The sequence below is a fragment of the Mycobacterium sp. 48b genome (assembly GCF_048282725.1).
In the GTDB taxonomy this organism is placed as follows: domain Bacteria; phylum Actinomycetota; class Actinomycetes; order Mycobacteriales; family Mycobacteriaceae; genus Mycobacterium.
Genome location: NZ_JBLVUL010000001.1, coordinates 7,167,914 through 7,193,742, shown reverse-complemented (window position 1 = coordinate 7,193,742; position 25,829 = coordinate 7,167,914). Strand labels below are relative to the sequence as shown.

General features: G+C 60.5%; 20 protein-coding genes. All 20 read left to right on the top strand.

Features of this window, described 5'->3' with window-relative positions:
• Positions 1–4: 4 nt before the first annotated feature.
• A complete protein-coding gene (locus tag ACNQR1_RS35120; RefSeq protein ID WP_418050096.1) occupies positions 5–1,432 on the top strand; it encodes an MCE family protein in 1,428 nt (475 codons plus the stop codon).
• A 27-nt stretch (positions 1,433–1,459) separates the two neighbouring features.
• Positions 1,460–2,488, top strand: coding sequence for an MCE family protein (locus tag ACNQR1_RS35115; RefSeq protein WP_418050095.1), 1,029 nt, complete (start codon positions 1,460–1,462; stop codon positions 2,486–2,488).
• Entirely contained in the window at positions 2,485–3,846 is a 1,362-nt protein-coding gene (locus ACNQR1_RS35110; protein WP_418050094.1) for an MCE family protein, read from the top strand. The genes ACNQR1_RS35115 and ACNQR1_RS35110 overlap by 4 nt, the downstream gene beginning before the upstream one ends.
• Positions 3,846–5,246, top strand: a complete 1,401-nt coding sequence (locus tag ACNQR1_RS35105) for an MCE family protein (RefSeq protein WP_418050093.1) — start codon at positions 3,846–3,848, stop codon at positions 5,244–5,246. Before ACNQR1_RS35110 ends, ACNQR1_RS35105 begins: the two co-directional genes overlap by 1 nt.
• A 2-nt stretch (positions 5,247–5,248) precedes the next feature.
• Positions 5,249–6,394, top strand: coding sequence for an MCE family protein (locus ACNQR1_RS35100; protein ID WP_418050621.1), 1,146 nt, complete (start codon positions 5,249–5,251; stop codon positions 6,392–6,394).
• Position 6,395: 1 nt separating this feature from the next.
• Positions 6,396–7,895 carry an MCE family protein gene (locus tag ACNQR1_RS35095; protein WP_418050092.1) on the top strand — a complete coding sequence of 500 codons (1,500 nt, stop codon included), beginning with the start codon at positions 6,396–6,398 and terminating at the stop codon, positions 7,893–7,895.
• Positions 7,862–8,506: a hypothetical protein gene (locus ACNQR1_RS35090; protein ID WP_418050091.1), complete on the top strand. Its 645-nt coding sequence runs from the start codon at positions 7,862–7,864 to the stop codon at positions 8,504–8,506. The genes ACNQR1_RS35095 and ACNQR1_RS35090 overlap by 34 nt, the downstream gene beginning before the upstream one ends.
• A gap of 43 nt (positions 8,507–8,549) precedes the next feature.
• Positions 8,550–9,218: a hypothetical protein gene (locus ACNQR1_RS35085; RefSeq protein WP_418050090.1), complete on the top strand. Its 669-nt coding sequence runs from the start codon at positions 8,550–8,552 to the stop codon at positions 9,216–9,218.
• Positions 9,219–9,220: 2 nt separating this feature from the next.
• Positions 9,221–9,547, top strand: a complete 327-nt coding sequence (locus ACNQR1_RS35080) for a DUF732 domain-containing protein (RefSeq protein WP_418050620.1) — start codon at positions 9,221–9,223, stop codon at positions 9,545–9,547.
• Between the two features lie 165 nt (positions 9,548–9,712).
• The gene (locus tag ACNQR1_RS35075) at positions 9,713–10,957 is read left to right on the top strand and encodes a cytochrome P450 (RefSeq protein ID WP_418050089.1); all 1,245 of its coding nucleotides are present in this window, start codon (positions 9,713–9,715) and stop codon (positions 10,955–10,957) included.
• 422 nt (positions 10,958–11,379) lie between these two features.
• Positions 11,380–12,621 carry a cytochrome P450 gene (locus ACNQR1_RS35070; protein WP_418050088.1) on the top strand — a complete coding sequence of 414 codons (1,242 nt, stop codon included), beginning with the start codon at positions 11,380–11,382 and terminating at the stop codon, positions 12,619–12,621.
• Positions 12,622–12,751: 130 nt separating this feature from the next.
• A complete protein-coding gene (locus ACNQR1_RS35065; protein WP_418050087.1) occupies positions 12,752–13,852 on the top strand; it encodes a zinc-binding dehydrogenase in 1,101 nt (366 codons plus the stop codon).
• Between the two features lie 23 nt (positions 13,853–13,875).
• Complete coding sequence (locus ACNQR1_RS35060) at positions 13,876–15,060, top strand: epoxide hydrolase family protein (protein ID WP_418050086.1); 1,185 nt, start codon at positions 13,876–13,878, stop codon at positions 15,058–15,060.
• Positions 15,061–15,114: 54 nt separating this feature from the next.
• The gene (locus ACNQR1_RS35055) at positions 15,115–16,779 is read left to right on the top strand and encodes a flavin-containing monooxygenase (protein ID WP_418050085.1); all 1,665 of its coding nucleotides are present in this window, start codon (positions 15,115–15,117) and stop codon (positions 16,777–16,779) included.
• A gap of 123 nt (positions 16,780–16,902) precedes the next feature.
• Positions 16,903–18,129: a cytochrome P450 gene (locus tag ACNQR1_RS35050; RefSeq protein ID WP_418050084.1), complete on the top strand. Its 1,227-nt coding sequence runs from the start codon at positions 16,903–16,905 to the stop codon at positions 18,127–18,129.
• Positions 18,130–18,439: 310 nt separating this feature from the next.
• Complete coding sequence (locus ACNQR1_RS35045) at positions 18,440–20,050, top strand: GMC family oxidoreductase (protein WP_418050083.1); 1,611 nt, start codon at positions 18,440–18,442, stop codon at positions 20,048–20,050.
• A gap of 190 nt (positions 20,051–20,240) precedes the next feature.
• On the top strand, positions 20,241–20,471 hold the full coding sequence (locus tag ACNQR1_RS35040; protein WP_418050082.1) for a ferredoxin: 231 nt from the start codon (positions 20,241–20,243) through the stop codon (positions 20,469–20,471).
• A gap of 78 nt (positions 20,472–20,549) precedes the next feature.
• Positions 20,550–21,953, top strand: coding sequence for an aldehyde dehydrogenase family protein (locus ACNQR1_RS35035; RefSeq protein ID WP_418050081.1), 1,404 nt, complete (start codon positions 20,550–20,552; stop codon positions 21,951–21,953).
• A 561-nt stretch (positions 21,954–22,514) separates the two neighbouring features.
• Positions 22,515–22,943: an MmpS family transport accessory protein gene (locus tag ACNQR1_RS35030; protein ID WP_418050080.1), complete on the top strand. Its 429-nt coding sequence runs from the start codon at positions 22,515–22,517 to the stop codon at positions 22,941–22,943.
• A complete protein-coding gene (locus tag ACNQR1_RS35025) occupies positions 22,940–25,819 on the top strand; it encodes an RND family transporter (protein ID WP_418050079.1) in 2,880 nt (959 codons plus the stop codon). The genes ACNQR1_RS35030 and ACNQR1_RS35025 overlap by 4 nt, the downstream gene beginning before the upstream one ends.
• Positions 25,820–25,829: the final 10 nt, after the last annotated feature.

Below are 25,829 nucleotides of genomic sequence, written 5' to 3'. Positions count from 1 at the left end.
CAAGGTGACTTCAAAAAAGAGCACGAACCGCGTCCACCCGGTTTGGTGGGCGGTCGGCATGTTCGCCGTTATTCTCAGCCTCGTACTGCTGTGTTCAGCTCTGTTCGCAGGGACATTTCACAGCTATGTGCCGGTAACTTTGACTGCGGATCGAATCGGCCTGGTGATGGAATCAGGTGCGAAAGTCAAGATGCGAGGCGTCGAGGTAGGACGGGTTGCGGGTACGACACAGGGGTTCAATCCAGTCGGTCTGAGGTTGGAGATCTTCCCCGACCAAGTTGCGCACATTCCGGCGAACGTAGAAGCGGAAATCAAGGCCACCACCGCTTTTGGGGCCAAGTACGTCGATCTGATTGCCCCCGAGAACCCGAGCCCGAAACGGCTGGCTGCCGGCGCGGTACTTCATTCCCGAAATGTTGGCACCGAGGTCAACACAGTCTTTCAAAGCCTGGTCGGTCTACTGCGTCAGATTGATGTCCCAAAACTCAACGCGGTACTGACGGCTATGGCGGACGGTGTCCGCGGAGAAGGCCAGCAGATGGGGAAGGCAACAACTGCTGCCAACCAGGTACTGGAAGCGGTCAACCCACGGATGGGAACCGTCGCTGAGGATTGGCGGTCCTTCAAGGGCGCTAGCGACGCGTACAGCACTGCAGCGAAAGACATTCTGTCGGCCCTGGATGCGACGAGCACGACCAGTGACACGATCAGAAGTCATGCCCGCGACCTGGATGCCGTGCTGCTGGGCACAATCGGGTTTTCTAGCAGTGGTACTGAGTTGGTCGCCTCGAGCAAGGACAGCTTCGTCTCCATGGTCAACCAACTTGAACCAACGACGAACCTGCTGCAGAAGTACAGCTCAACTTATACGTGCACGATCCTGGGCGGCATGTACCACCTTGAACATGGGGGTGACGCATGGTTCGGTGGCAACGGCCGAACGTTCATCGCGGATGCCGGACTCATATTCGGCGACGATCTTTACACTTACCCGGAGAATTTGCCGATTGTTGCGGCCAAGGGCGGTCCGGGCGGCAAACCCGGATGCGGGTCGCTGCCCGATGTGTCGAAAAACTTCCCTGTACGCCAACTGGTGACCAATACAGGTTGGGGCACTGGGCTGGACTGGCGTCCGAATCCCGGTATCGGGCAACAATGTTGGGCGAACTACTTTCCTGTGACACGTGCGATTCCGGAACAGCCGAGCCTGCGGCACTGCCTGGACGGACCCGGACCTGGTCCAGCTCCCGCCTATCCCGGTGGTGTGCCATACGGTGCCCCCTGGTACGGGCCGGACGGCACTCCGCTGTATCCAGGTGTGCCGCCGGCTGATCCGCAGGCGCGGTATCCCTCGCCGGCACTAGGGCCGCGACCCGGAGTGGATCCCTTGCCCATCGACCCCCCGGCCGAAGCGTCGCCGCCGGCACCGTGAAACCAGCCACCATGAGAGGTATCAACCGTGAATGACAAGCTAGGTCGTGCCGCGATCAGCTTCGCCGTGTTCGCGATCGTCTGCATGCTAGGAACCTTTGCGCTGCTCGCTGTCTTCGCACAGTTTCGGATGTCCAAGGAACAGATGTATCGGGCCGAATTCAGCGATGTCAGCGGCCTGGCTGTCGGTGACTTTGTCCGGATCGGCGGTGTCGAGGTCGGCAAGGTCAAAAAGATCTCCATCACCCCGGAGCTAAAGGCCCTAGTTGACTTCAGTGCAGAACCGACGGTGATCCTCACTGAAAGCACCGAGGCGGCCATCCGATGGGCTAACCCGATTGGTGACCGCTATTTGGCTTTGCTCGAAGGCACGGGGGAGTTCAAGCGGCTCAACCCGGGAGGGACCATAGCGTTGGCCCGGACCCAGCCGGCGCTTGACCTCGACACGTTACTGGGGGGTTTTCGGCCGCTGTTCCGGGCATTGGACCCTGAACAAGTCAACGCATTGTCCGGGCAGTTGATTGCCGCCTTCCAGGGGGAAGGCGCCACGATCGGCTCGTTCCTGAGCCAAGCAGCCACCGTTGCCAACACCTTGGCCGACCGCGACGAGTTGATCGGACAGGTCATCGACAACTTGAAAGCAGTCGCAGGCACCTTCGGCCACCAAAGCGACCAGTTCGGTAAGGCGATTGATTCGTTGTCCGAACTCGTGAAGGGCCTTTCGGACCGAAGAACCGATGTGACCAACGCTATTGCTTACACGAATGCAGCGTCTGCCACCATCGCCGATCTACTCGATCAGTCACGCCCGGCGTTCAAAGAACTACTGACGCAAACGGATCGCACGGCCTCCATCGTCTACGACGACCGCGAGTGGTTTGCTAACTACCTCAGCACGGTCAAAGACTCTTACAAGGTTCTGAGCCGCTTGGGGATCATGGGCGACTACTTCACCTTCTATCTGTGCGACGCGATCCTGAAGGTGAATGGAAAGGGTGGTCAGCCGGTATACGTGAAACTGGCCGGCCAGGACACGGGACGGTGTGCACCCAAGTGAAGTCCTTTGCAGAACGCAACCTGTTTGTCATCGGCGTGACGGGTCTAGTGTCCGTCCTTGCGATCGCCGCCGCAGCCTTGGAATACGACAAGTTGCCCTTCATCAGAAGCACCCATCACTACTCCGCCTATTTCGCCGAGGCCGGCGGATTGCAGGCAGGCGCGGCCGTTCAGGTATCGGGCTACCGCGTCGGCGAAGTCTCATCGGTGGACCTCGATGGTGCGCGCGTCCGCGTCGACTTTGACGTCGACGATGAGGTACATCTGGGCTCCTTGACTGAAGCCAACATCAGGACCAAGAGCCTGCTCGGCTCCAAGGTTTTGCAGGTCACGCCGAGAGGGGACGGCACCCTGACGGAGGCGATTCCTCTTGAGCGGACTAAGGCTCCCTACCAGTTGCCTGACGCCCTCGGAGACTTGTCAGCCACCATCAGCGGGTTGAACACCGACGACGTGTCCAGTGCATTGGCAACGATTGCCGAGACCTTCCAAGACACTCCGCCGGATCTGAAGCGTGCAGTAGAAGGTGTCGGGCGTTTCTCACAGACCCTGGCCGCGCGTGATGAAGCGTTGCGGAGTCTCTTAGCCGATGCGAAGAAGGCAACCACGGTGCTGTCTGACCGTGCCGACCGGATCTCGCAGTTGATCGCCAACAGCAATCAACTGCTTGCTCAATTGAAGACTCAAAGCGCTGCACTCCAACAAATTTCAAGCAGTCTGTCGGCCCTGGCACATCAACTCGGCGGATTTATCGATGACAACCAAGCGAATCTGCATCCGCTCCTTGACAAGTTGAACGAGGTCCTCAAGATCGTCGACGACAACAAAGCGAACCTGCAGCAATCGATCAAGTATCTCAACCAGTACGCCATGTCCCTAGGGGAGACAATCGCTTCGGGCCCATTCTTCAAGGCCTACCTCTCCAACCTGTTGCCGGGCCAGTTTCTCCAGCCGTTCATCGACGCCGCGTTCTCAGATCTGGGGTTGGACCACAACGTCCTGGCGCCCTCGCAGCGGAATGACGCCCAAACAGGGCAGCCTGCGACGCCGCCGTTGCCGGTGCCCTATCCCCGCACCGGGCAGGGTGGGGAGCCACGGTTGAACGTCCCAGACGCAATCACCGGGAATCCCGGAGATCAGGGATGCGGCCCTGTTGGTCTTCCGCTGCCTGGTCCCACGGGTTGCTACCCGTACAGGGAGCCGCCTCCGGCACCGGCCCCTGGCGGCCCACCGCCTGGTCCGCCGGCACTGAAACCACCGGGGCAGGACGCTCCCCCGGAACCCACGCCGCTGCCGGTTTTCGACCCTGCTCCACCGTTACCTGACAATGCTTCATCGCCTGCCGAAGGACAGCACTAATGACGCGTACCAGACTCCGCATCGGACTTGCGGTCGGCCTCGTCGCGGTCTTGGCGGTCGGCACGATCTTTGTTGTCAGAGCGATGACTGGATTCGGAAAGAACTACGTGGTGGCCTATTTCGATAACAGCAACGGCCTGTATCACGGGGATGAGGTACGCATCTTGGGTGTGCGTGTGGGGAGCATCGACACGATCGAGCCACAGGCGCAACGGGTGAAGATCACTTTCTGGGTCGATCGGAAGTACAAGGTACCCGCGGATGCGAAGGCAGTGATCGTCTCGCCTCAGCTGGTGACTTCGAGGGCCATACAGTTGACCCCTGCGTACACGGCTGGCCCTGTCATGGGCAACGGGGCGACGATCCCACAGGATCGCACGGCGGTTCCGCTCGAGTGGGATGACCTACGCAAACAGCTGGAAAAGTTGGCGCAAGCGTTGCAGCCGACGACACCCGGAGGCGTGAGCACGCTGGGTGCCTTCATCGATACCGCGGCGCAGAACTTGCGGGGTCAAGGGCCGGACATCCGAAAGACCATCATCTCGCTGTCGCAGGCGTTGTCGGCTCTAGGTGATCACAGCGACGACATGTTCTCCACGATAAAGAACCTGTCTGTTGTGGTGTCAGCGCTCAACGACAGCGCCGCGCTCATGAGGGACCTCAATCAGAATCTGGCATCGGTGACGGGATCCCTGACGGATACACCAAACGCGGTGGGAACAGCCATCAAAGATCTCGACACCGTTGCGGCCTCGGCAACGCAATTCATTGCAGACAACCGAGATGCGCTCGGTACGACCAATGAGAAGTTGTCGTCCATCACTTCGGCAATCCACGACAGCCTCGACGACGTGGAACAGGCGCTCCACCTCTTCCCAACCACGTTGCAGAACTTCTTGAACATCTACCAGCCGTCTCAACTGGGCATCACCGGCGCGATCAACGTGACCAATTTTGCTGACCCAATCTCGTTCTTGTGCGGGGCGATTCAGGCGGCATCGAGACTCGGTGCCGAGCAGTCCGCGAAACTCTGCGTGCAGTACATGGCGCCGATCGTCAAAAACCGGCAGTTCAACTCGCTTCCTATCGGTGAAAACCTCTTCGTCGGGGGGGCGGCCCGACCAAACGAACTCACCTATTCAGAGGACTGGCTGCGTCCAGACCATGTGCCTGCACAACCCCCTCCCGCCGCGGCAAGCCAGCCGCCTGGAGTCGATTCGGTGTCACCGGCCCAGGTTTCAACGGGTGCACTCAACGGCCCGCCGCCACCTGTTGGCGAGCCGATCTCGACCGACCCGGGAGCCGGCCTGGAGGGAATGATGCTTCCAGCCGCAGCGGGGCCGCCGCTGCCCGCTGAGGCTGCGCCGGGGCCGGCAGCCTCCCCCGGAGGTGGATCGTGAGCATGTTCATGCGCAAGCGCTTGCTGTCCAGACTGGTCGGCATAGTGCTGGCGGGAGCGGTGGCCACGTTAATGTCTGGCTGCGAGTGGCGGGGACTCAATTCGGTGTCGCTCCCCGGAACGGAGGGCGGTGGGGCGGGTGCGTTTGTGATCCAGGCACAGCTCCCCGACGTTGCGTACATCCAACAGAATTCGCGAGTCCGCGTGGCTGACGTGAACGTCGGCACGGTCACCAAGATTGAGCGGCAGGATTGGCACGCCTTGGTCACGATGCGGCTCAACGGCGATGTTGACTTGCCCGCGAATTCCACTGCCATGATTGGGCAGACGAGTGTTCTGGGATCCCTGCATGTCGAGCTGGCTCCGCCCACCGGAAAGGCACCAGAGGGCCGGCTGCACGAGGGTTCCCTAATCCCGCTGAACCGCGCTGGCTCCTACCCGGGCACAGATGAAACGTTGTCGGCGCTCTCCCTGATGCTCAACGGTGGCGGGATCGGACAAGTTCAGGACATCACAGCAGCATTCGCCACCGCATTCGCCAATCGTCAGCAAGACTTGCGCAGCTTGATCGAACGACTGGACGAGTTCGCTGGGCACATTCAGGAGCAGACTGCCGACATCATCTCCGCGACGGAGAGCTTCAACGGGTTGGTGGGCCAGCTTGCTGCCCAGAAACCTGTGCTGGACAAGGCGTTACGCACCCTGCCTGAGGCGCTGGCAGTGCTGGCCGAACAGCGACAGAACCTCGTCAACGCTTTCGACGCGTTTGGGAAATTCGCCGCGTTGACCACCGATACCGTTAACAAGTCGAAAGAAAACCTGGTCAAAGAGCTCCAGCAGCTCGGGCCAGTGATCAAGTCACTGGCCTACACAGGGCCCGCTCTGACTCGATCTCTGGATTTCTTCGGTACTTATCCGTGGCCGAAGAAGAATCTGGCCAGATGGGTTCGTGGTGACTACGGGAACCTCACCGCGATTATCGACCTCACCCTGAGCCGCATCGACGGCACATTTTTCACAGGCACCCGCTGGGAGGGCGACCTCACTGAGCTCGAGATGCAGTGGGGCCGCACCATCGGCCAGCTACCCAGCCCGTACACGAATGGCAACCCGCTGGTCGCTCCATACCGATTCGATCAAGGACCGTGACATGCGCTTGACTAAGTGGACCAAGATCCAATTGGCGATCTTCGCGACCGTAGCCATGGTGGCCGGCGTGATCATGGCACTCGGCTTCATCAGGGTCCCCGCATTGCTGGGTATCGGCCGCTACACCGTAACCATGGAGCTTCCGACCGCCGCTGGACTGTACAAGGGTGGCAATGTGACCTACCGGGGGACTGAGGTCGGCAAGGTCACCGCTGTGCGCCTCGACGGCTCCGGAGTAGAAGTTGAATTGTCATTGCGCTCAGATGTGGCGATTCCAGCTGACCTCAACGCTGAAGTGCACAGCACCTCTGCGATCGGTGAGCAGTACGTCGCATTGTTGCCCCGCTCTGCAGATCCCCAGTCGTTGAAGGATGGGGATGTCATCCCATTGGACCGAACATCGACTCCACCGGAGATCGGTTCATTGCTCGACGCCGCAAACCGCGGCCTCCAGGCCATTCCGCATGACAACCTCAAGACTGTGATCGACGAAAGCTACACTGCAATAGGAGGTTTGGGTCCAGAGATATCCCGCATCGTCAAGGGCTCGACCCAACTGGCCATCGATGCGCAGAAAAACCTCGACTCGATCACGACTCTGATAGACCAATCCAAACCTGTGCTCGACTCGCAGGCCGACACTGCCGACTCGATCCAAGCGTGGGCCGCTCACGTGGCAGACCTGACCGGCCAGATCAAGGCCAATGATTCCGCGGTCGCTGGGCTACTGGAGAAGGGCGGGCCAGCAGCCAACGAAGCCCGACAGCTGGTCGAGCGGCTGCAGCCGAGCCTTCCCATAATGCTCGCGAACCTGTCGAGCGTCAGTAATCTTGCCCTCGTCTACAACGCATCTGTCGAACAAATCCTCGCGCTTCTGCCGATGGGAGTGCAGATCATCCAGGCCAGCGACGTGGCGAACAAGGACAGCAAGCATCCCGGCTTCACCCTGAATTTCAACCTCAATCTCAATGTGCCGCCTCCCTGCACGACCGGATTTCTTCCAGGACAGCAGCAGCGGAACCCCGTGTACGAAGACACCCCAACGCGTACGCCCGACGATCTGTACTGCCGCATTCCGCAAGATTCGTGGAACGCTGTGCGTGGTGCTCGCAATCTGCCGTGCATCCGCAAGCCTGGCAAGCGTGCCGCCTCGGCGAAGGTCTGCAACAGCGACGAGGAGTATCGCCCTCTCAACGACGGATTCAACTGGAAGGGTGATCCGAACGCCACGCTGAGTGGACAGAGTGTTCCCGAGGTTGAACCCGACGTCCGCTCGCCGTCCGCGCATTCGAGAGCTGCACAGCCGGCTGCGCCAGAGCCGTCGGATCCGCCGGAACCACCGGCTGCGGCCGAGCCGCCACCCGTCGCAGTCAGTTACTACGACCCCGCAACCGGCACCTACGTGGCTCCGGATGGGCACGTGTACAGACAATCCGAATTGTCGGCCGCCAACACAGGAGACAAGACATGGCAGAGCATGTTGATACCGCCGAGCAACTGACCGAAGACGAGTCGGGCTTGCACCACGAGGACTGCGCTGCCGAGAGCAAGCCTACCGAGGCTGACGACGAATCCTCTTCCGAGACGGACGAATCCAAAGACGATGCCGGAATCCGCCAACGCCGGCTGCTGTCGGCAGTGGACATCCCGTTGCTGTTCGGTCTGGTCACCGTCGTGATCTTGGGCGCGGTGGGTGGATGGCTCGGGTACCGCATGTATGTCAATGATCGAGCGCAGAGAACGCACGACGCATTCGTCGAGGCTGCCCGACAGGGCGCGGTGAACCTAACCACTATCGACTACGCCAGGGCAGACGCCGACATACAGCGGATTCTCGACTCGTCGACCGGAAAGTTCCGCGACCAGTTTCAGGAGCGGTCACAACCTTTCGCCGACGTCGTCAAGCAGGCGAAAACGAAGTCCGAAGGGACTGTCACCGAGGCCGGAGTCGAATCGCAAGATACAGACCAGGCACAGGTGCTGGTTGCGGCGTCGGTGAAAACCTCAGTTCCCGGTGCTCCGGAACAACAGCCCCGGGAATGGCGCATGCGGATCACCGTCGAGAAGGTCGATGACGGCTTCAAGGTTGCAGATCTTCAATTTGTGCCTTGAGGCCGACGAACCAATTTCAACTATGAGCTGAACGGAATACATTGTGCGACTAGTCATTGACAGCAAGACAGACGAAACGCCGCAGGATGAAGAGCACGACGTCGGCGCCTCGTCGGAGTCTCAGATCCATGACCTGACAAACGAGCTCGAAGATGTCGATCCAAGCGAATTTGACCAGGATGACGAGTCCGAGGACTACGAGGATGCAGCTCGGCAGGGGGTAGACAAGCGAACCTGGAGGCACCGACTGGCATTCGTTGTGCTCCCAGCTTGTGCCTTGATACTCGCCGGAGGCGTGGGCTACCTGAAGTGGCAGGACAGTTCGGCTAGGGCCTCGCAGGATTCAGCCGTCGAATCCGTACGGGTTGCGACCGAAAGCGCCATCGCAATGCTTGCCTACCAACCCGATACCGTTGACAAAGACCTGGCCGCGGCCGCGAACCGGCTGACCGGAGATTTCCGGAATGACTACACCAAACTCATCAACGACATCGTTATCCCAGGGTCGAAGGCAAAGCGCGTCACCGCTGTCGCAACGGTGCCCTCTGCCGCGTCAATCTCGGCGACTGCAAACCACGCTCAGGTGCTCGTGTTCGTCAACCAGACCACGACGATCGGCGACGGCGTACCGACCAACTCCATCTCAAGTGTCCGCATAACCCTCGACAAGGTGGATGACCAATGGCTCGTTTCGGGCTTCGAACCAGTGTGACGATGCTGGCAGCTACGGCAGGTGCAGCGATCGCGATAACGCCTGTTGCCTCAGCCGACTCAGTCGCCTACTTGGTCAACGTCACCGTGCGACCAGGCTACAACTTCCCGAACCCTGACGCCGCGCTGGCCTATGGACACACCATCTGCGACAAGCTGGCTGCAGGCCGCGGCTATCCCCAGTTGATGAGTGACGTCAAGTCTGATTTCGGCAACTCGGACGAGTATCAAGCGTCTTACCTCATATCTCAGGCCGTCAACGAGCTGTGCCCGTCGCTGATTTGGCAACTGCGCAACACCGCTGCGAACTACCGACCGGCGGGATCCTGAGCCTGCATTGAGTGTGACGGAGAAGGCCAAGTCCTAAGTATGTTGACTGACTCACTATGGTGTTGCAATATCTGTCTGCAAGGTGTTGAACCATAATTTGAGTTTCGTTGAGCGTGACGTATCTGTTCTGTCTTCAGCCTCAGCCCAGTGACGAGGAGAAATCTAGTGACCGCTTATCTCGAGGATGTCAGGCTTCACGATCCGGCCTTGTTTCGTGAAGGTTCGCCGAACGAGTTGATCAAGTACCTGCGTGAGAACGATCCGGTGCATTGGACTGAGGAGACCGACGGGCCGGGTTACTGGGCGGTGACGCGTTATGACGACATCAAGCAGATCGAGCTCGACTCCGAGACGTACTCGAATGAGCCAGTGGTCACCATCTCCGACTTGAACACCAAGGGCAGCGATGAGAACCACAAGATGCTGATCTATTCGGATGCGCCGTGGCACACCGAGCACCGCAAGAAGATCGCCCCGGAACTGTCGCTTTCGCGGGTGCGTAAGGGCCGTGAGGGGATGGACAGCCTCGTCAATCTCATTGTCGACATGGTGATCGAGAAGGGCGAAGCCGATCTGGTGACCGATCTGTCGGGCAAGATGGCAAGCTATGCCATTGCCGATCTGATGGGTCTGGATCGGGAGCACTCGCTGTCGATGTTCCGCGCCGCCGAGATCCTCAACCAGAACATCGACACCAATAGCGGTATCGGGCTCGAGGCAACGATGACGCTCGTCCAGCATGCGGCGGAGGCGTACAACGAGCGCCAGGAGAATCCGCGCAATGACACCCTCACCCGGCTCACTAAGGGGGAGATTCAGGGCCGGCCAGCTGATGAGCTGCAGTTCAACCTCGACTTCATGCTGTTCATCGCGGCCGGTAGTGATACGTCTCGCAACGTGCTGTCCACCGGCATGCTGACGCTGCTGCAGCATCCGGAAGCGTGGAACATGCTCAGGGACAATCCCGAGCGTATGCCGAAGGCTATCGAAGAGATGCTCCGCTACAACCCGCCGATCATGGTGATGCGCCGCACCACCACCCGTGACACCGAGCTGCGCGGACGCAAGATCAAGCAAGGCCAGAAGGTGGTGATCTACTATGCCGGGGCCAATCGTGATCCTGCGGTGTTTGAGGACCCCGACAAGTTCGATATCACCCGTAAGGTCAATCCGCACATGAGTTTCGGCGCGGGGCGCCACCACTGCCTGGGCGCACACCTCGCCCGTCTGGAACTGACTTCGATGTTTGACACGATGCTGCGGCGGATGCCGGACATGGAACTTGCCGGACCCGTAGTGTGGCCGGAACCAGGTGATGTACCGATGGTTACTGGTCCCGAACACATGCCCATTAGGTTCACTCCGGGCGAGCGCGAAGTGACCGGCGACGTAGAGTCCGTCTTCGCGTAAACCGCAAGCCAACCGGAATGGTCGTGACTCTGCTGTCGGGCGCGACCATTCCGGTCGTTATGAGCACCCTTGGATCAGCCAGTGCGATCAAGATTCGCGCAAGCCTGCGCCTCATCAGATTCAAGCTGCCGCGGAGCTCGGCCTGCACACTCATTTCCATGGTCGCGGCGACTCCCAGGACAGCGGTATGTCGGTTCTTCGCTCGCGGCGAAGCCGGCCCGTTGATGTGTGACTTCTACGCGGAGAGCGCTTCGTTCATTGGCCAGATCGGTGTGAGCGGGACCTGTGAGACATAATGATGTTGACCGGCTCACTCTTATGGTGCAATATGGATGTACTGCTTTAAAAGCACGACTTAGATGCGTTGAGCGTGACGTATCTGTTCTGTCTTCAGCCTCAGCCCAGTGACGAGGAGAAATCTAGTGACCGCTTATCTCGAGGATGTCAGGCTTCACGATCCGGCCTTGTTTCGTGAAGGTTCGCCGAACGAGTTGATCAAGTACCTGCGTGAGAACGATCCGGTGCATTGGACTGAGGAGACCGACGGGCCGGGTTACTGGGCGGTGACGCGTTATGACGACACCAAGCAGATCGAGCTCGACTCCGAGACGTACTCGAACGAGCCGAACGTGACTATCTCCGACTTGAACACCAAAGGCGATGAGAACCACAAGCTGCTGATCTATTCGGATGCGCCGTGGCACACCGAGCACCGCAAGAAGATCGCCCCGGAACTGTCGCTTTCGCGGGTGCGTAAGGGCCGTGAGGGGATGGACAGCCTCGTCAATCTCATTGTCGACATGGTGATCGAGAAGGGCGAAGCCGATCTGGTGACCGATCTGTCGGCCAAGATGGCAAGCTATGCCATTGCCGATCTGATGGGTCTGGATCGGGAGCACTCGCTGTCGATGTTCCACGCCGCCGAGATCCTCACCCAGAACATCGACATGAACAGTGGCGCTGGCCTCGAGGCGACTACCACGATCATGCAACACGCCATGGAGGCGTACAACGAGCGTCAGGAGTCCCCTCGCAACGACACTCTCACCCGTCTCAGCCAGGGTGAGATTCAGGGTAACCCGGTTGATTTCTTCCAGTTCGGCCTGGAGTTCATCCTGTTCGTCGCGGCCGGTAGCGATACGTCTCGCAACGTGCTGTCCACCGGCATGCTGACGCTGCTGCAGCATCCGGAAGCGTGGAACGCGCTGCGTGAGGATCCCGAGCGCATGCCGCGGGCAGTCGAAGAGATGCTGCGCTACAACCCGCCGCTGATGGTGATGCGCCGCACCGCCACCCGTGACACCGAGCTGCGTGGACGCAAGATCGCCAAGGGCCAGAAGGTGGTCATGTTCTATGCCGGCGCCAACCGCGACCCCGAGGTCTTCGAAGATCCCGACAAGTTCGATATCACTCGTAAGGTCAATCCGCACATGAGTTTCGGCGCGGGGCGCCACCACTGCCTGGGCGCACACCTCGCCCGTCTGGAACTGACTTCCATGTTCACCACCATGCTGCGACGCATGCCGGACATGGAACTTGTCGGACCGGTGGAATGGCCGGTGAACGGCGACGTTCCGACTATTACCGGCCCGATCCACATGCCGATTCGGTTCACGCCCGGTAAGCGCGAAGTCAGCGGGGAAGTGGAGTCGGTCTTCGCATGAGCTAGCCGGAGCCACGCCCGGACCGACCATGCTTCGAGTGGGATGGTCACGCTTTCTCCGTCGGCGTGACCATCCCCATCAACATCAACTGCCCCGATCGGGCTGAAATCACTTTGGGAGACCAAATCCTATGAAAGCCGCCGTCATCACCGAGATCGGTAAGCCCTTCGAGATTCGCGACGATCTCGAGCTCGACGCCCCACGGGGCCGCGAGATCCTCGTCGACGTGAAGGCGAGCGGTCTATGCCACAGCGATCTTTACTGCGCCACGACGGATATCGGCACCCCTCTGCCTGGAGTGTTCGGCCACGAAGTGGCGGGTGTGGTCCGCGCGGTGGGACCGCAGGTCCACGACTTCGAGATTGGTGATCATGTCGTCGGGTGCTTGTCGGGCTTCTGCGGGCGATGCGACCGCTGCCTCAAAGGTGCACCCAACCTCTGCCGCAACTACCCGGCGGGGACGCAACGGGCGCCAGGAGAGCCCGCACGGCTGCGCCTCGGTGGTGAGCCGATTGCACAATTTCAGGAGATCTCGGGCTTTGCCGAACAAGTCCTCATGCATGAGAACAACGCCGTACGGATCCCCGAGCAGGTGCCGTTTCCTCAGGCCGCAATCCTCGGCTGTGGCGTCGCGACCGGCGCAGGCTCCGCCATTCACAGTGCCGGTGTGCGCGTCGGCGACACCGTCGTGGTCATCGGCTGCGGTGGCGTCGGTCTCAATGTGGTTCAAGCAGCCGCGCTTGCTGGCGCGCGGCAGGTCATTGCCGTGGACCTGCAGGACTCGAAGCTGAAGCTCGCTGCGAGCAGCTTCGGCGCGACCCATACCATCAACCCGCAAGACGGTGACGTCGTGGCGGAGATCCATGCCATCTCCGATGGCGGTGTTGATCATGCCTTCGAGGTGATCGGAGGGATCGAAGAGACTCTCACGCAGGCGGTGCGTGCGCTGGCACCAGGTGGCACTGCCTACGTGGTCGGAGCTCAGGGCCCGACGTCGCGATTCGGCTTCTCCCCAGCCGACCTTCTCTTCCAGAAGACGGCTCTGCAAGGCGTATACATGGGCAGCTGCAACTTCAAGATCGACATCCCCCTGTACGCGGAGTATTACCTACAGGGGAGGTTCAACCTGGACGACCTCGTCTCCAAGACCATTCGACTGGACCAGATCAACGAGGCGTACACGGAGCTACATGGCGGCGCCATTGCGCGTTCGGTGATCACGGAGTTCTGAGATCGACTCGCAATCAACCGATCATGCCCGCAGATGACAACTCGATTCGTGACGCGACCATGGACCTAAAACCCTTCAAGATCTGCGCAGACGAAGATGCTCTCGTCGACCTACAGTCGCGGCTTTCGCGCACGCGATGGCCGCGGCAGGTCGACGATGGTAGCTGGGAAGCCGGTGCCGACCGCAGCTACATGGAGTCGCTCTGCACCTACTGGATGAACGAATATGACTGGCGTGCAGCAGAAGCTGCACTCAACCGATGGCCGCAGTTCGAAACGAACATCGACGGCGCACGCATCCACTTCCTGCACATTCGGTCTCCGCACCCGGATGCACGGCCACTGCTAATGGTGCACGGTTGGCCCAGTACACCATTCGAGTTCGCCAAACTGTTCGGAGGGCTGACGGACCCTGCCGGACATGGCAACCCGAGCGGCCAGCCATACCACATCGTCGCGCCATCGATTCCTGGGTACGGATGGAGCGGACCCGTCACCGAACCTGGATGGCATCCTGGACGAATCGCACACGCCTTCCGCGAATTGATGTCTCGTCTCGGGTACGAGCGGTTCGCGGCCTTCGGCGCGGACATGGGGTCGCCGATCTCGATCGAGCTGGCACATGCGTATCCCGAAGCGCTCATCGGGCTCTACCTCACATTGATCCCCAGTGGGCTGCAGCCGGCTGACGGCTCACCGACTCCCGATGAACAACGGCAGCTCAACGCGAATGAGCTGCTGCGTCGGACCGAGGGCGGGTACGCCGCCATCCAAGCAACAAAGCCCGACACCGTGGCATATGGACTGACCGATTCTCCTGTGGGCCTGGCAGCGTGGCTGGTCGAGAAGTTCCGAAGCTGGACGGACTGCAACGGCGATCTCGAGTCGATCCTGAGCAAGGACGAGATCCTCACGACGGTGATGACGTATTGGCTGACGGCCACCGCCGGTTCGTCGGGACGGCTGTACTACGAGCTGGCAAAGTATTTCGGCAACGAGGAGACGCGGATCGATCGCACACGCGTGCTGGTACCGACGGGAGTCGGGGTGTTTCCCAAGGAGCTGTATCTGACATCGGAACGCATCGCCGAAGACCATTTCCAGATCGAACACTGGAGCCAGATGCCGCGGGGGGGACATTTCGCAGCGGTGGAACAGCCGGAATTGCTTCTGGCGGACGTACGAAAGTTTTTTGATCACAGGCAGTGAGCTGGTCGGCGTCGAGCTGTCCACGCACTGTCCGCGAAACCCGGAGAGAATGAAATGAGCACAGAAACTGTCGATATTGCGGAATCGGCCCAGGCGGATCCGTCGAATCATTACGACGCGATCATCATCGGGGCAGGTCCCGCCGGCATGTACGAGCTTCTACTGCTGCGCCAACGTGGAGTACGGGCACGGATCCTGGAAGCGGGCAGCGGCGTCGGTGGAACGTGGTACTGGAACAGGTACCCAGGGGCGCGGCTCCATTCCGAAAGTCACTCGTACCAGTACTTCTTCGACAAGGATCTGCTCGATTCGTGGGACTGGTCCGAACTGTTCGCGGGCCAGCCGGAGCTGGAGAAGTACTTCAATGCGGTCGCGGACAAGCATGATCTGAAGAAGGACATCGAGTTCGACACCAGAGTGGAAGCTCTGGAATTCGACGAGCGGACCAACAACTGGACCGTGCGTGCTGAGAATGGAAAGGTCTTCTCTGCCCACGTGATCGTGTCGGCGACCGGCCCCCTGTCTGCGCCGATCTATCCCCCGGTGCCCGGGCGGGAGACCTTCACCGGCGAATCTCACCACACCGCGCGGTGGCCCGAGAAAGACGTTGATTTCACCGGCAAACGAGTGGTCGTTGTCGGCACCGGATCGACTGGCGTCCAGGTCATTCCGAAGATCGCCCGCCAGGCGGCCCATTTGACCGTGCTGATGCGTACCCCGAACTGGGTCATTCCACTGAACAATCGTCCGATCGACAAGTCGGAGATGGATTCCATCCGCAACGGATATGACGGCTTCCACGAGTATCTGCAGGGCACCTTCGGCGGATTCATTCACGATGTGGACAGGAAGCCGTCGACGGATTACACGCCCGAGGGTCTGCGCGAGCGGTTCGAAACTGCTTGGGAAGGACCGGGATTCACTAAATGGTTCGGGCTTCCTTACGATGTGCTCGGCGATGAGGGGGCCAATCAACAGTACTGCGACTTCATTGCCGAGAAGATCCGCGAGCGCGTCAAGGATCCGGCCACCGCAGCTCTGCTGACCCCGCATCACCCGTTCGGTGCCAAACCGGTGGAATGCGAGTCCGCTGGTTATGCGGGCGACGGCTACGGATATTACGAAGTGTTCAATCAGGACAACGTGGAACTCGTCTCGGTCGCCGACGATCCGATCACCGAAGTGGTCGAAGGCGGCATTCGTACCGCATCGAGACTGTTCGACGCCGACATCATCGTCTACGCGACGGGGTTCGAGGCATTCGTCGGATCGATCAATCGCATCGACATCACTGGGGTCGGCGGTCAGAGGCTGCGGGACCGGTGGGCGGACGGCCCGGTGACCCTGCTTGGGCTCCAGGTGTCCGGGTTCCCGAACTTCTTCATGGTCGGCGGACCACATGGTAAGGGGGGGCACGGCAACTCGACTCGCTGCGCCGAAGGGCCGCTGGAATGGATCGCCGATCTCACCGAGAAAATCACCGAAGAGAGCATCGCCCGCGTCGAGGCCGATCCTCAGGCCGAAGCCCAGTGGACGGACCATGTGAACGAAAGCGGCAACAACTCGATTGTGTCCAAAGCCAAGTCGTTCCTGTTCGGCGACAACGTCCCAGGCCGCAAACGTGCCTACGTCGCCTATCTGGGGGCTTTGCCGGAGTTCGTCGACCGGCTGCAGGCCGTCAAGGCCAAGGGCTACGAAGGCTTCGTGATCACCCGTTGAGTGCGGTAGCGCCGCGCGGTGTCGACCGCGCGGCGCACTGGTGGGTGGCCGTTGACCACGGATCCCCACAGAGAAGAAGCGAGCGAATTAGGCTCACGCCAGCGGTAGGAGGAGATTTCCGCGATGTACACCAACCTGCAAGATCCCAAGTTGTTCAGTACCGGGCATCCATTCGATGTCTACGCCTACTTGCGCGAGAACGATCCTGTGCACTGGCAGGAAGAAACTGACGGCGCCGGCTACTGGGCACTGATGAAATACGCCGACATCAAACAGGTTGAGCTGGACTCGGAAACGTTCTCCAATGAACCGCACGTCTTCATCGGCGATAACAACGCCATCGGCGACGAGACTCATCGCTCGCTGATCTTCTCCGACGCCCCACGGCACACCGCACACCGAGCGCTGATGGGTAAGGAGTTCAGCGTCAGGAGGGTCAAACAGGCTCGGGAGGGAATGGAACAACTGGTCGATTCCATCATCGACCAGGTGATCGAATCAGGTGAGGCCGACCTGGTCGCGGATCTGTCGGCGAAGATGGCGAGCTTCACCATCGCCGACCTCATGGGCATCGACAGATACGAATCACTCGAGATGTTCGAGGCGGCTGCATTTCTGACGCGCAACGTCCCGTTCGATCACGGCCCTGGTCTGGACGCAGCTCTGACCATCTTCACGCACGCCGCTAAGGCGTGGCAGGAGCGAAGCGAAACACCTCGGGAAGACACGCTCGGACGAATTGCCCAGGCGGAGATCATGGGTATCCCCGTGGACGAGATCCAGTTCCAGATCGACTACTCGCTCTTGGTCAGCGCAGGCAGCGACACATCACGGAATGTGCTGGCCACCGGCATGATCACGCTGATGGAGCACCCGCAGGCCCGGCAGCAGCTCATCGACCAGCCGACCTTGCTTCCGCGCGCCCTCGAGGAGATCCTCCGCTACATCCCCCCGATCCGAGCCATGCGTCGAACCGCGACCAAGGACACCGAGCTCAGCGGGACGAGGATCCGTAAGGGCGACAAAGTGGTGATGTACTACGGCGCAGCCAATCGGGACCCTGATGTGTTCGAGAACCCCGACACCTTCGACATCCACCGCAAGGTGAACCCGCACATGACGTTCGGCGGCGGGATCCATCAGTGCCTCGGATCGCACCTTGCGCGACTGTCTCTGACGGCGATGTTCTCCGCACTCCTGCGCCGGATGCCTGATATGGAGGCAGCCGGTCCGGTGGAGTGGCCCGAGCTCGGTGAGGCGCCGATGGTGAGCGGCCCAGAAGGTCTGCGTATTCGCTTCACCCCCGGTGAGCGGGTTGTGCAGCACGAAGTTGCCCCTATCTTTGCCTGACCCGGCAGCTGACGGCCGAGCCCCGATCTGAGGCGGCCTAATTATGTTTATTCGACGGCCGGGATTGGTTCCGGGCGGAAGCCGCCGGTGTGACGTGCGGTCTTGACTCGGTTCTCGAGCCAAATTAAGGTCCAACATAGTAGTAATCATTACTTCGATGAACGTCGTGGCGGCGGTAACCGCAGGCTGATGTAGGAGCCGCCCAGGACGCTCCAATGCGCGGTTCGCTGCGAGCCCGAACCATGACCACAACGACGTTCTTGTTCCAATCGACACCAAGTTGCAGTGCAGCAGAGGAAGTGAAGGCGAGATGAGTTTCGACTACATCATCGTGGGGTCGGGCGCCGCGGGTTCGGTTCTGGCGAATCGACTGACCGCGGACCCCGGGACCAGAGTTCTGCTGCTCGAAGGCGGCGGCTCGGATCGGCACCCGATCCACAAGGTGCCGAAGGGGTTCGCGTTTACGATGACGTCCCCCAAATACACGCGCCACTATCAGACCTCGCCATTGGAGGACGGTGGTCCCTCAGACTCGTGGTTTCGAGGACGGATTGTCGGTGGGTCGACCACGATCAACGGTCTCGTGTGGAACCGCGGATGGAGTCCCGACTTCGATCAGCTCGAAGTCGAGGGCAACAAGGGATGGGGCTGGAGCACGTTCCTCAGCGCCTATCGTCAGATCGAGAACTTTCATGCCGATTTTCCGGTCGAGCCGCGGTTGCACGGTCTGGGTGGACCGGCCGACGTCGAAGTAGCACGCCCACGGGAAGAGCTCTGCGAGGCCTACATCGAATCCGGCCTTGCGGTCGGGATGAATCGGGTCGCGGATGTGAACGGCTCGGACGACAACCGCACGGGCTACGCACAGTACTCCACTCGACGCGGTCTGCGAGTTACTGCGGCCAGCGCCTATTTGCGTCCGGCGTTGCGGCGGCCGAACCTGAGTTTGGTCACCAACGCTGAGGTCCAGAGGATTTTGTTCGACGGCAGACGCGCGGTCGGCGTCATCGCAACGGGTGGCGGTAGCCGACGCCAGTATCACGCCAAGAAGGAGGTGCTGGTTTGCGCCGGCGCCCTGGAGTCCCCGCTGTTGCTGGAGCGTAGCGGAGTCGGTCGCGGTGACGTGCTCGCGGCCGCCGGGATCGACCTCCTCGTGGAATCCCCCAATGTGGGGGAGCGGATGTCAGAGCACCGTGGTCTTCGATTCATGTACCGCGTCAAAGGAGCTCGCGGTTTCAATCACGAAGTCAATACACAGCTACGGCAGCTGTTTACCGGTGCGGAATTCCTGGTCCGTCGGCAGGGCATGATCAGCCAGGGATCTGCAAGTGTTCTGAGCTACCTCACCGCGATCGACGACGCCAAACGCCCAGATGCGATCGGCTTCTTCAGCCCGATGTCAGTGAAATCGACGACGCTGCACGATAAGCGGCTCGCCACGGCTGATGAACCAGGGATGATGGTGGGGTTCTACCCGTTGCGGCCGACAAGTCAGGGCTCGATTCACGTCAATTCACCCTCGCCGGCGGAGCCACCGCTGGTCGATGCGAACTTCTTGTCGACCGAGTACGACAAGTCGGTCATCGTCGCAATGGCGAAGAAAGTACGCCACATGTTCGCCGCGGATCCCATTTCGAGGTATGTGGATGCACCGCTCACGCCGGCGTGCACGTTGGACGACGATGAGGAGCTCATCCATCACGCTCTAACTGCTGGTGCGAGCGGATATCACACGCTGGGCACCTGTGCCATGGGACCGAACGATGACGACGTCGTGGATTCCGAGTTGCGCGTCCGGGGGACAGAGGGTCTCCGAGTGGTTGATGCATCAGTCTTCCCGTATCAGCCGAGCGGCAACACCTCGGCACCAACTCAAGCGCTGGCTTGGCAGGCCGGCGAGTTGATCCTGAATGGCGACTGAGGCCTACCTGGTGTGCCGGATACGGGGCTCGGCGCACCGTTGACGTGGACCGAGCCATCTGTTCATAATAGAAACACCACAAGCAGCATCATTTGAGAGTGATCAACCCAAGTCGGTGGCAAGCCCGCGGGCTTGGTTGTCACACCCGAACTCGACGCAGGCTTGGACATCGGAATGGAGAGATCGCCCTATGAAATTTGTAGTTGATCTCGGGTCGTGTCAGAGCATGGGTCAATGCAGTTTCACTGCGCCGGACCTCTTTCCGCTCGACGACGACGGTCAGTTGGCGTTCCCCGACGGGGCGGGAGTGGAAGAAGGAGCGGAGTTCGTCTCCGAGGAACTCACGGCAGAGGATGCCGACCTGGCCGAGACTGCATCGTTCGTCTGCCCGATGCGGGCGATACGGATGCAGCGATCGTGAGCCTCGCCTTATCAGCTGTCAGGCCCAGCCAATCTCGTTGATAACACCGATCATTCACCCCCCATTTGGAGAGAACATATGACCGTGCAAGCAAGTGATGTCCGTCAGGCCGCTCCCTCGTACCGCACTCTGAACCCTGCCACCGGCGAGGTGGTGAACGATTGGGGCATTTTCGACGAGGGGCAGGCGGAGGCAGCGCTCGCTCTCGCCCACTCGACGTTTGAAAGCTGGCGGCAAGTGCCGCTCACCGAGAAGATCCAACACTTCCACAAGGTGGCCGATCTGATCGACGAGCGCACACCAGAACTGGCCCGGCAGACGACCGTCGAGATGGGAAAGCCGCTCATGGAGGCCACCATCGAAGCGGGTATCGCATCATCGATGTTCCGGTACTACGCCGACCGCGCCGAGCAGCTTCTGGCAGACGAAGTGGTCGAGGTTCCAGGCATGTCTCGCACGGTGATTCGGCGCGAACCACTGGGGGTAGTGCTGGGTATCGAGCCGTGGAACGCGCCGCTGTTCCAGGCGATGCGGGCAACAGCGCCTAATCTGATGCTGGGAAACACTGTAATCGTCAAGCCTGCCAATATCACCGCCGGTTCGACGCTCATGTTCGACGAGATCTTCCGGCTGGCCGGCTTTCCCGATGGTGCTTACCAGACGGTGCTCACGACCCGAGATCAAACACTCAACTTCATCGCCGATCCCAGAGTGCGGGCAGTCACGTTGACCGGGTCAGATGCGGCTGGCGCCCTGGTTGGAGAGCGGGCGGGAAAGCACATCAAGCCCGTTGTGTTGGAACTCGGCGGCTCGGATGCCTGCGTGGTGTTGGACTCGGCTGACGTTCCCAAGGCCGCAGCGATTGCGTCGGCGTGCCGCCTCATCTTCGGTGGGCAGGCCTGCGCATTGCCCAAGCGAGTCATTGCAACCGAAAAGGTTGCCGACGAGTTCATCACGCACTACGTCGCAGCGTTCCGCGGTCAGGTCATGGGTGATCCTCTCGCTGAAGGGACAACCATCGGACCCCTGTCGAGTGAATCGGCTGCCGAGACGTTGCAAGCGCAGTACGACGACGCAGTGAGTAAGGGAGCCAAGGTCCTTGAGCCGGGTGGGCGCGTTGACGGTGCGGGCTACTATTTCAAGCCTGCCGTCCTCACCGACCTGACACCCGAAATGAGGGTCTACCACGAAGAGGCGTTCGGGCCCATCGGCCTGGTCTTCCGGGTCTCGGACGCCGATGCGGCCATCAAGGTAGCCAACGACACAAAGTACGGTCTCGGCGGTGTCGTCTTTTCGGAAGACCTTGATGAGGCACGCTATGTGGCCGAACGACTGGATACCGGTGGTGTTGGGATCAACACGTTCCTTGGCGCACCGGTCGAGATTCCCTTCGGCGGAACCAAAGCCTCGGGCATCGGACGTGAACTCGGCACCAGCGGCATGGATCAGTTCGCCAACATCAAAACCTATGCAGAAGGCTGACCTAGGTCTGGATTGGTCTCCTGCACGAGCTATTCATCAACTGACCAATGAAAAGGTCTGTGGTGCAACAGAATTATGCTTTCTGCTGCCCTCTACATCATGGCGAACGCCGTGATGTAGAGGGCAGTTCTGTACCCGCCCAGCCGTAGGGAAGTGAGTGTCGGCATCGCTGGCCTTGATGACGATGACGATGACGATGGGGTTTCCGGCAACTGCTCGACGCTGTCCAGTGTGAGATACGCCTCGCGGGATACATTGCCGCAATTAATTTTTCGCACGGCCAGTCTCTGCGGCGTACCTTTGACCAGGCGGTGTCGGCACATGCGGTCAACCGGAACTGGTGAATCAATATTTGTCGAAGAAGAATTCATGGATTCACCGACAAAGATTCGGCCACAATAGTTTTGATCTTCCTTCCGTCGAAGGTAGAGTTGTCACCGGCCCGCAACGGAACTCGGGTTCCGCGAGGAGAGGGCCTTTTTCGCGAGGCGGCGTTGCACTACCTGCATTGCGCGCTCCGGTCTTTGGTGGCACAAACGACGAAAGTGGAGGACGCGAGCGGTGTTCCGGTTGCTAAAAAAGGCGTGGATACCACTCGTGTTGGTGGTGGTCGTCGCTCTGGGCGCGTACGCGATCCTTCGAATCCGTGAGTCCAACCATCACGTACCCAGGGCAGCAGATGGCTCCGGCATCACCGCGAACTTCAATCCGAAGCACATCATGTACGAGGTCACCGGCTCCGGAGGGACCGCGAACCTGAACTATCTCGATGAGAACGGGCAACCCCATCTCGTCGAAAACACCCCGTTGCCTTGGTCGTTCACGATTGTGACGACGCTGCCGTCGATGTCGGCCAACATCATGGCCCAGGGGGACCGTGATGTCAGTGATCTTCGGTGCCGGGTGACCGTCGACGGCGAGGTCCGCGACGACCGGGCGAGTACCGACACCGTCAAACCGTTCATCTACTGCTTGGTGAAATCCGTATGAGCAACTCGCACTCGAAGCCCCATCGGCCGTTCATCGGCCACATGGTCCGAATTTTTTCGCTGCCGATCATTATTTTCTGGGCGCTTGTCGCGGTCGCCCTGGGCATTGCGACTCCCTCACTGGATGAAGTGGCGGCCAGTCGCTCGGTGCCGCTGAGCCCGACCAGTGCGCCGTCTTATCAGGGGATGCTGAACATCGGCAAGGTGTTTCAGCAGTACGACTCCGACTCTTCGGCCATGGTGGTGCTCGAGGGCGAGGACAAACTCGGCGACGAAGCACACAAGTTCTACGACGAGATCGTCAAGAAGCTCGAGGCCGATCGCGAGCATGTGCAGAACGTCCAGGATTTCTGGAGCGATCCGCTGACGGCTGCTGGCTCGCAGAGTGTGGATGGCAAGTCGGCCTATGTGCAGATCTTCCTCAACGGCTCCCAGGGCACCAGTGCCAGCCACGAGTCGGTGGCCGCGGTCCGCGACATCGTCGCCTCGGTGCCCGCACCTCCGGGGATCAAGGCGCACGTGGCCGGCAACACGGTCCTCAACGCCGATACCAGTGTGGCCGGCCACCAGAGCATGGCGCTGATGGAGTTGGTGTCAGTCGGTGTCATCATCGTGATGCTGCTTGGCATTTACCGCTCAGTGGTCACAATGCTCATTTCGATGGTTGTCATCGGACTGGAACTCTTCGCCGCGCAAGGTGTTACCGCAACCGCCGGGAATCTGAACATCATCGGACTGACTCCGTACGCGGTGAGCATGGTGACCATGCTGGCGTTGGCCGCAGGAACCGATTACGTGATCTTCCTGCTCGGCCGGTACCACGAGGAGCGATCGAAAGGCCTGGAGCGGGAAGACGCGTTTTACGTCGCGTATCACGGTGTCTCACACGTCATTCTGGGCTCCGGTCTGACGATTGCCGGTGCGTGCATGTGCCTCACCATGACCACGCTGCCCTACTTCCAGACCATGGCGCTGCCCTGCGCGATCTCGGTTCTGGTGGTCATCGCCGCGGCGTTGACCCTGGCGCCGGCAGTGTTGACCGTGGCGTCGAAGTTCGGCCTGCTCGATCCCAAGCGGGAACTTTCGGCCAGGGGTTGGCGCAAAGTCGGTACCGCGGTGGTGCGCTGGCCGATCCCGATCATTTTCGTGACCTGTCTGATCGCCGTGATCGGCTTCGTCAGCCTGCTGACCTACGTGCCGCAGTACAACGATCAGAAGTTCACCCCGGCCGACATGCCGGCCAACCAGGCGATGGGAGTCGCCGACCGGCACTTCTCCCAAGCCCGGATGAATCCGGAACTGTTGATGCTCGAAGCCGACCACGACCTGCGCAACCCGGCCGACATGCTGGTCATCGACCGGGTCGCCAAGAACGTGGTCCACATGCGCGGCATCGAGCGGGTGCAGACCATCACCCGTCCGCTTGGCTCACCGATCGAGCACAGCTCCATCCCGTTCCTGCTCGGCGCGCAGAACGCCGGCACGCTGCAGGGCGCCAAGTTCAACAACGACAACTCGGCGCAGATGCTCGAGCAGGCCGACGAGATGGGCCAGACCGTGGCCAGCATGGAACGCATGTACACGCTGATGTCCGAGCTCACCGCGACGACGCACAGCATGGTTGGCCATACCCACGACATGGTGGCGGCCACCCAGGAGATGCGCGACAACCTGGCCGATTTCGAAGACTTCTTCCGGCCGCTGCGCAACTACCTGTATTGGGAACCGCACTGCTTCGACATCCCGATCTGCCAGTCGATGCGGTCGATCTTCGACACCCTGGACGGCATCGACAAGCTCACTGACGAAATGCAGGGTCTGACAATCGATATGGACCGCATGGATCAGCTGATGCCGCAGATGCTGCCGGTGCTGAGGTCCACCATCGACTCGATGTCGAGGATGCGTGACTTCATGATCGCCACCCACAGCACCATGGCCGGTACCCAGGCTCAACAACAGGAACTGGCCAAGGGCGCCACCGAGATCGGCCTGTACTTCGACCAGGCCAAGAACGACGACTTCTTCTACCTGCCACCGGATGTGTTCCAGAACCCCGACTTCGAGCGGGGGCTCAAGATGTTCGTCTCACCCGACGGTCACGCGGTGCGCTACATCATCACCCACCAAGGTGACCCGGCCTCGGTCGAGGGCATCAAACACGTCCGAGACCTCAAAGACGTTGTCGCCGACGCGGTCAAGGGCACCCCGCTGGCCAACGCGAAGGTCTCGCTGGCCGGTACCGCATCGCTGTATGCCGACATGCAGGACGGGGTCAAGACAGATCTGATGATCGCGGTTCTGGCGTCGATGATCCTGATCTTCGGGATCATGCTGATCATCACCCGAAGCGTGGTAGCCGCCTTGGTGATCGTTGGCACCGTGGCCGCATCCCTGGGCACCGCGTGTGGCTTGTCGGTGCTGCTGTGGCAGGACATTCTCGGACTGGGCGTGCAATGGATCGTGATACCGCTGTCGATGGTGATCCTGCTGGCCGTGGGTTCGGACTACAACCTGCTCGTGGTCTCCCGTCTGCGAGAGGAGATCCATGCCGGGCTCAACACGGGCATCATCCGCGGTATGGGAGCCACCGGACGGGTCGTCACGGCAGCCGGCCTGGTGTTCGCGTTCACCATGATGTCGATGATCGTCAGCGACCTGCGGGTGGTAGGCCAACTCGGCATGACCATCGGCATTGGCCTGATCGTCGACACGCTCATCGTCCGGGCCTTCATGACGCCGTCGATCGCCGCGGCGCTGGGTCGCTGGTTCTGGTGGCCGCTCAACACCTTTGAGATCACCAGGCGTTCGCGCGAAGAGCGCGAGCGGAAGAATGCCGACGGCGACACCGCCCCCGTCTCGATACCGGCCTCATGAGTATCGTTCG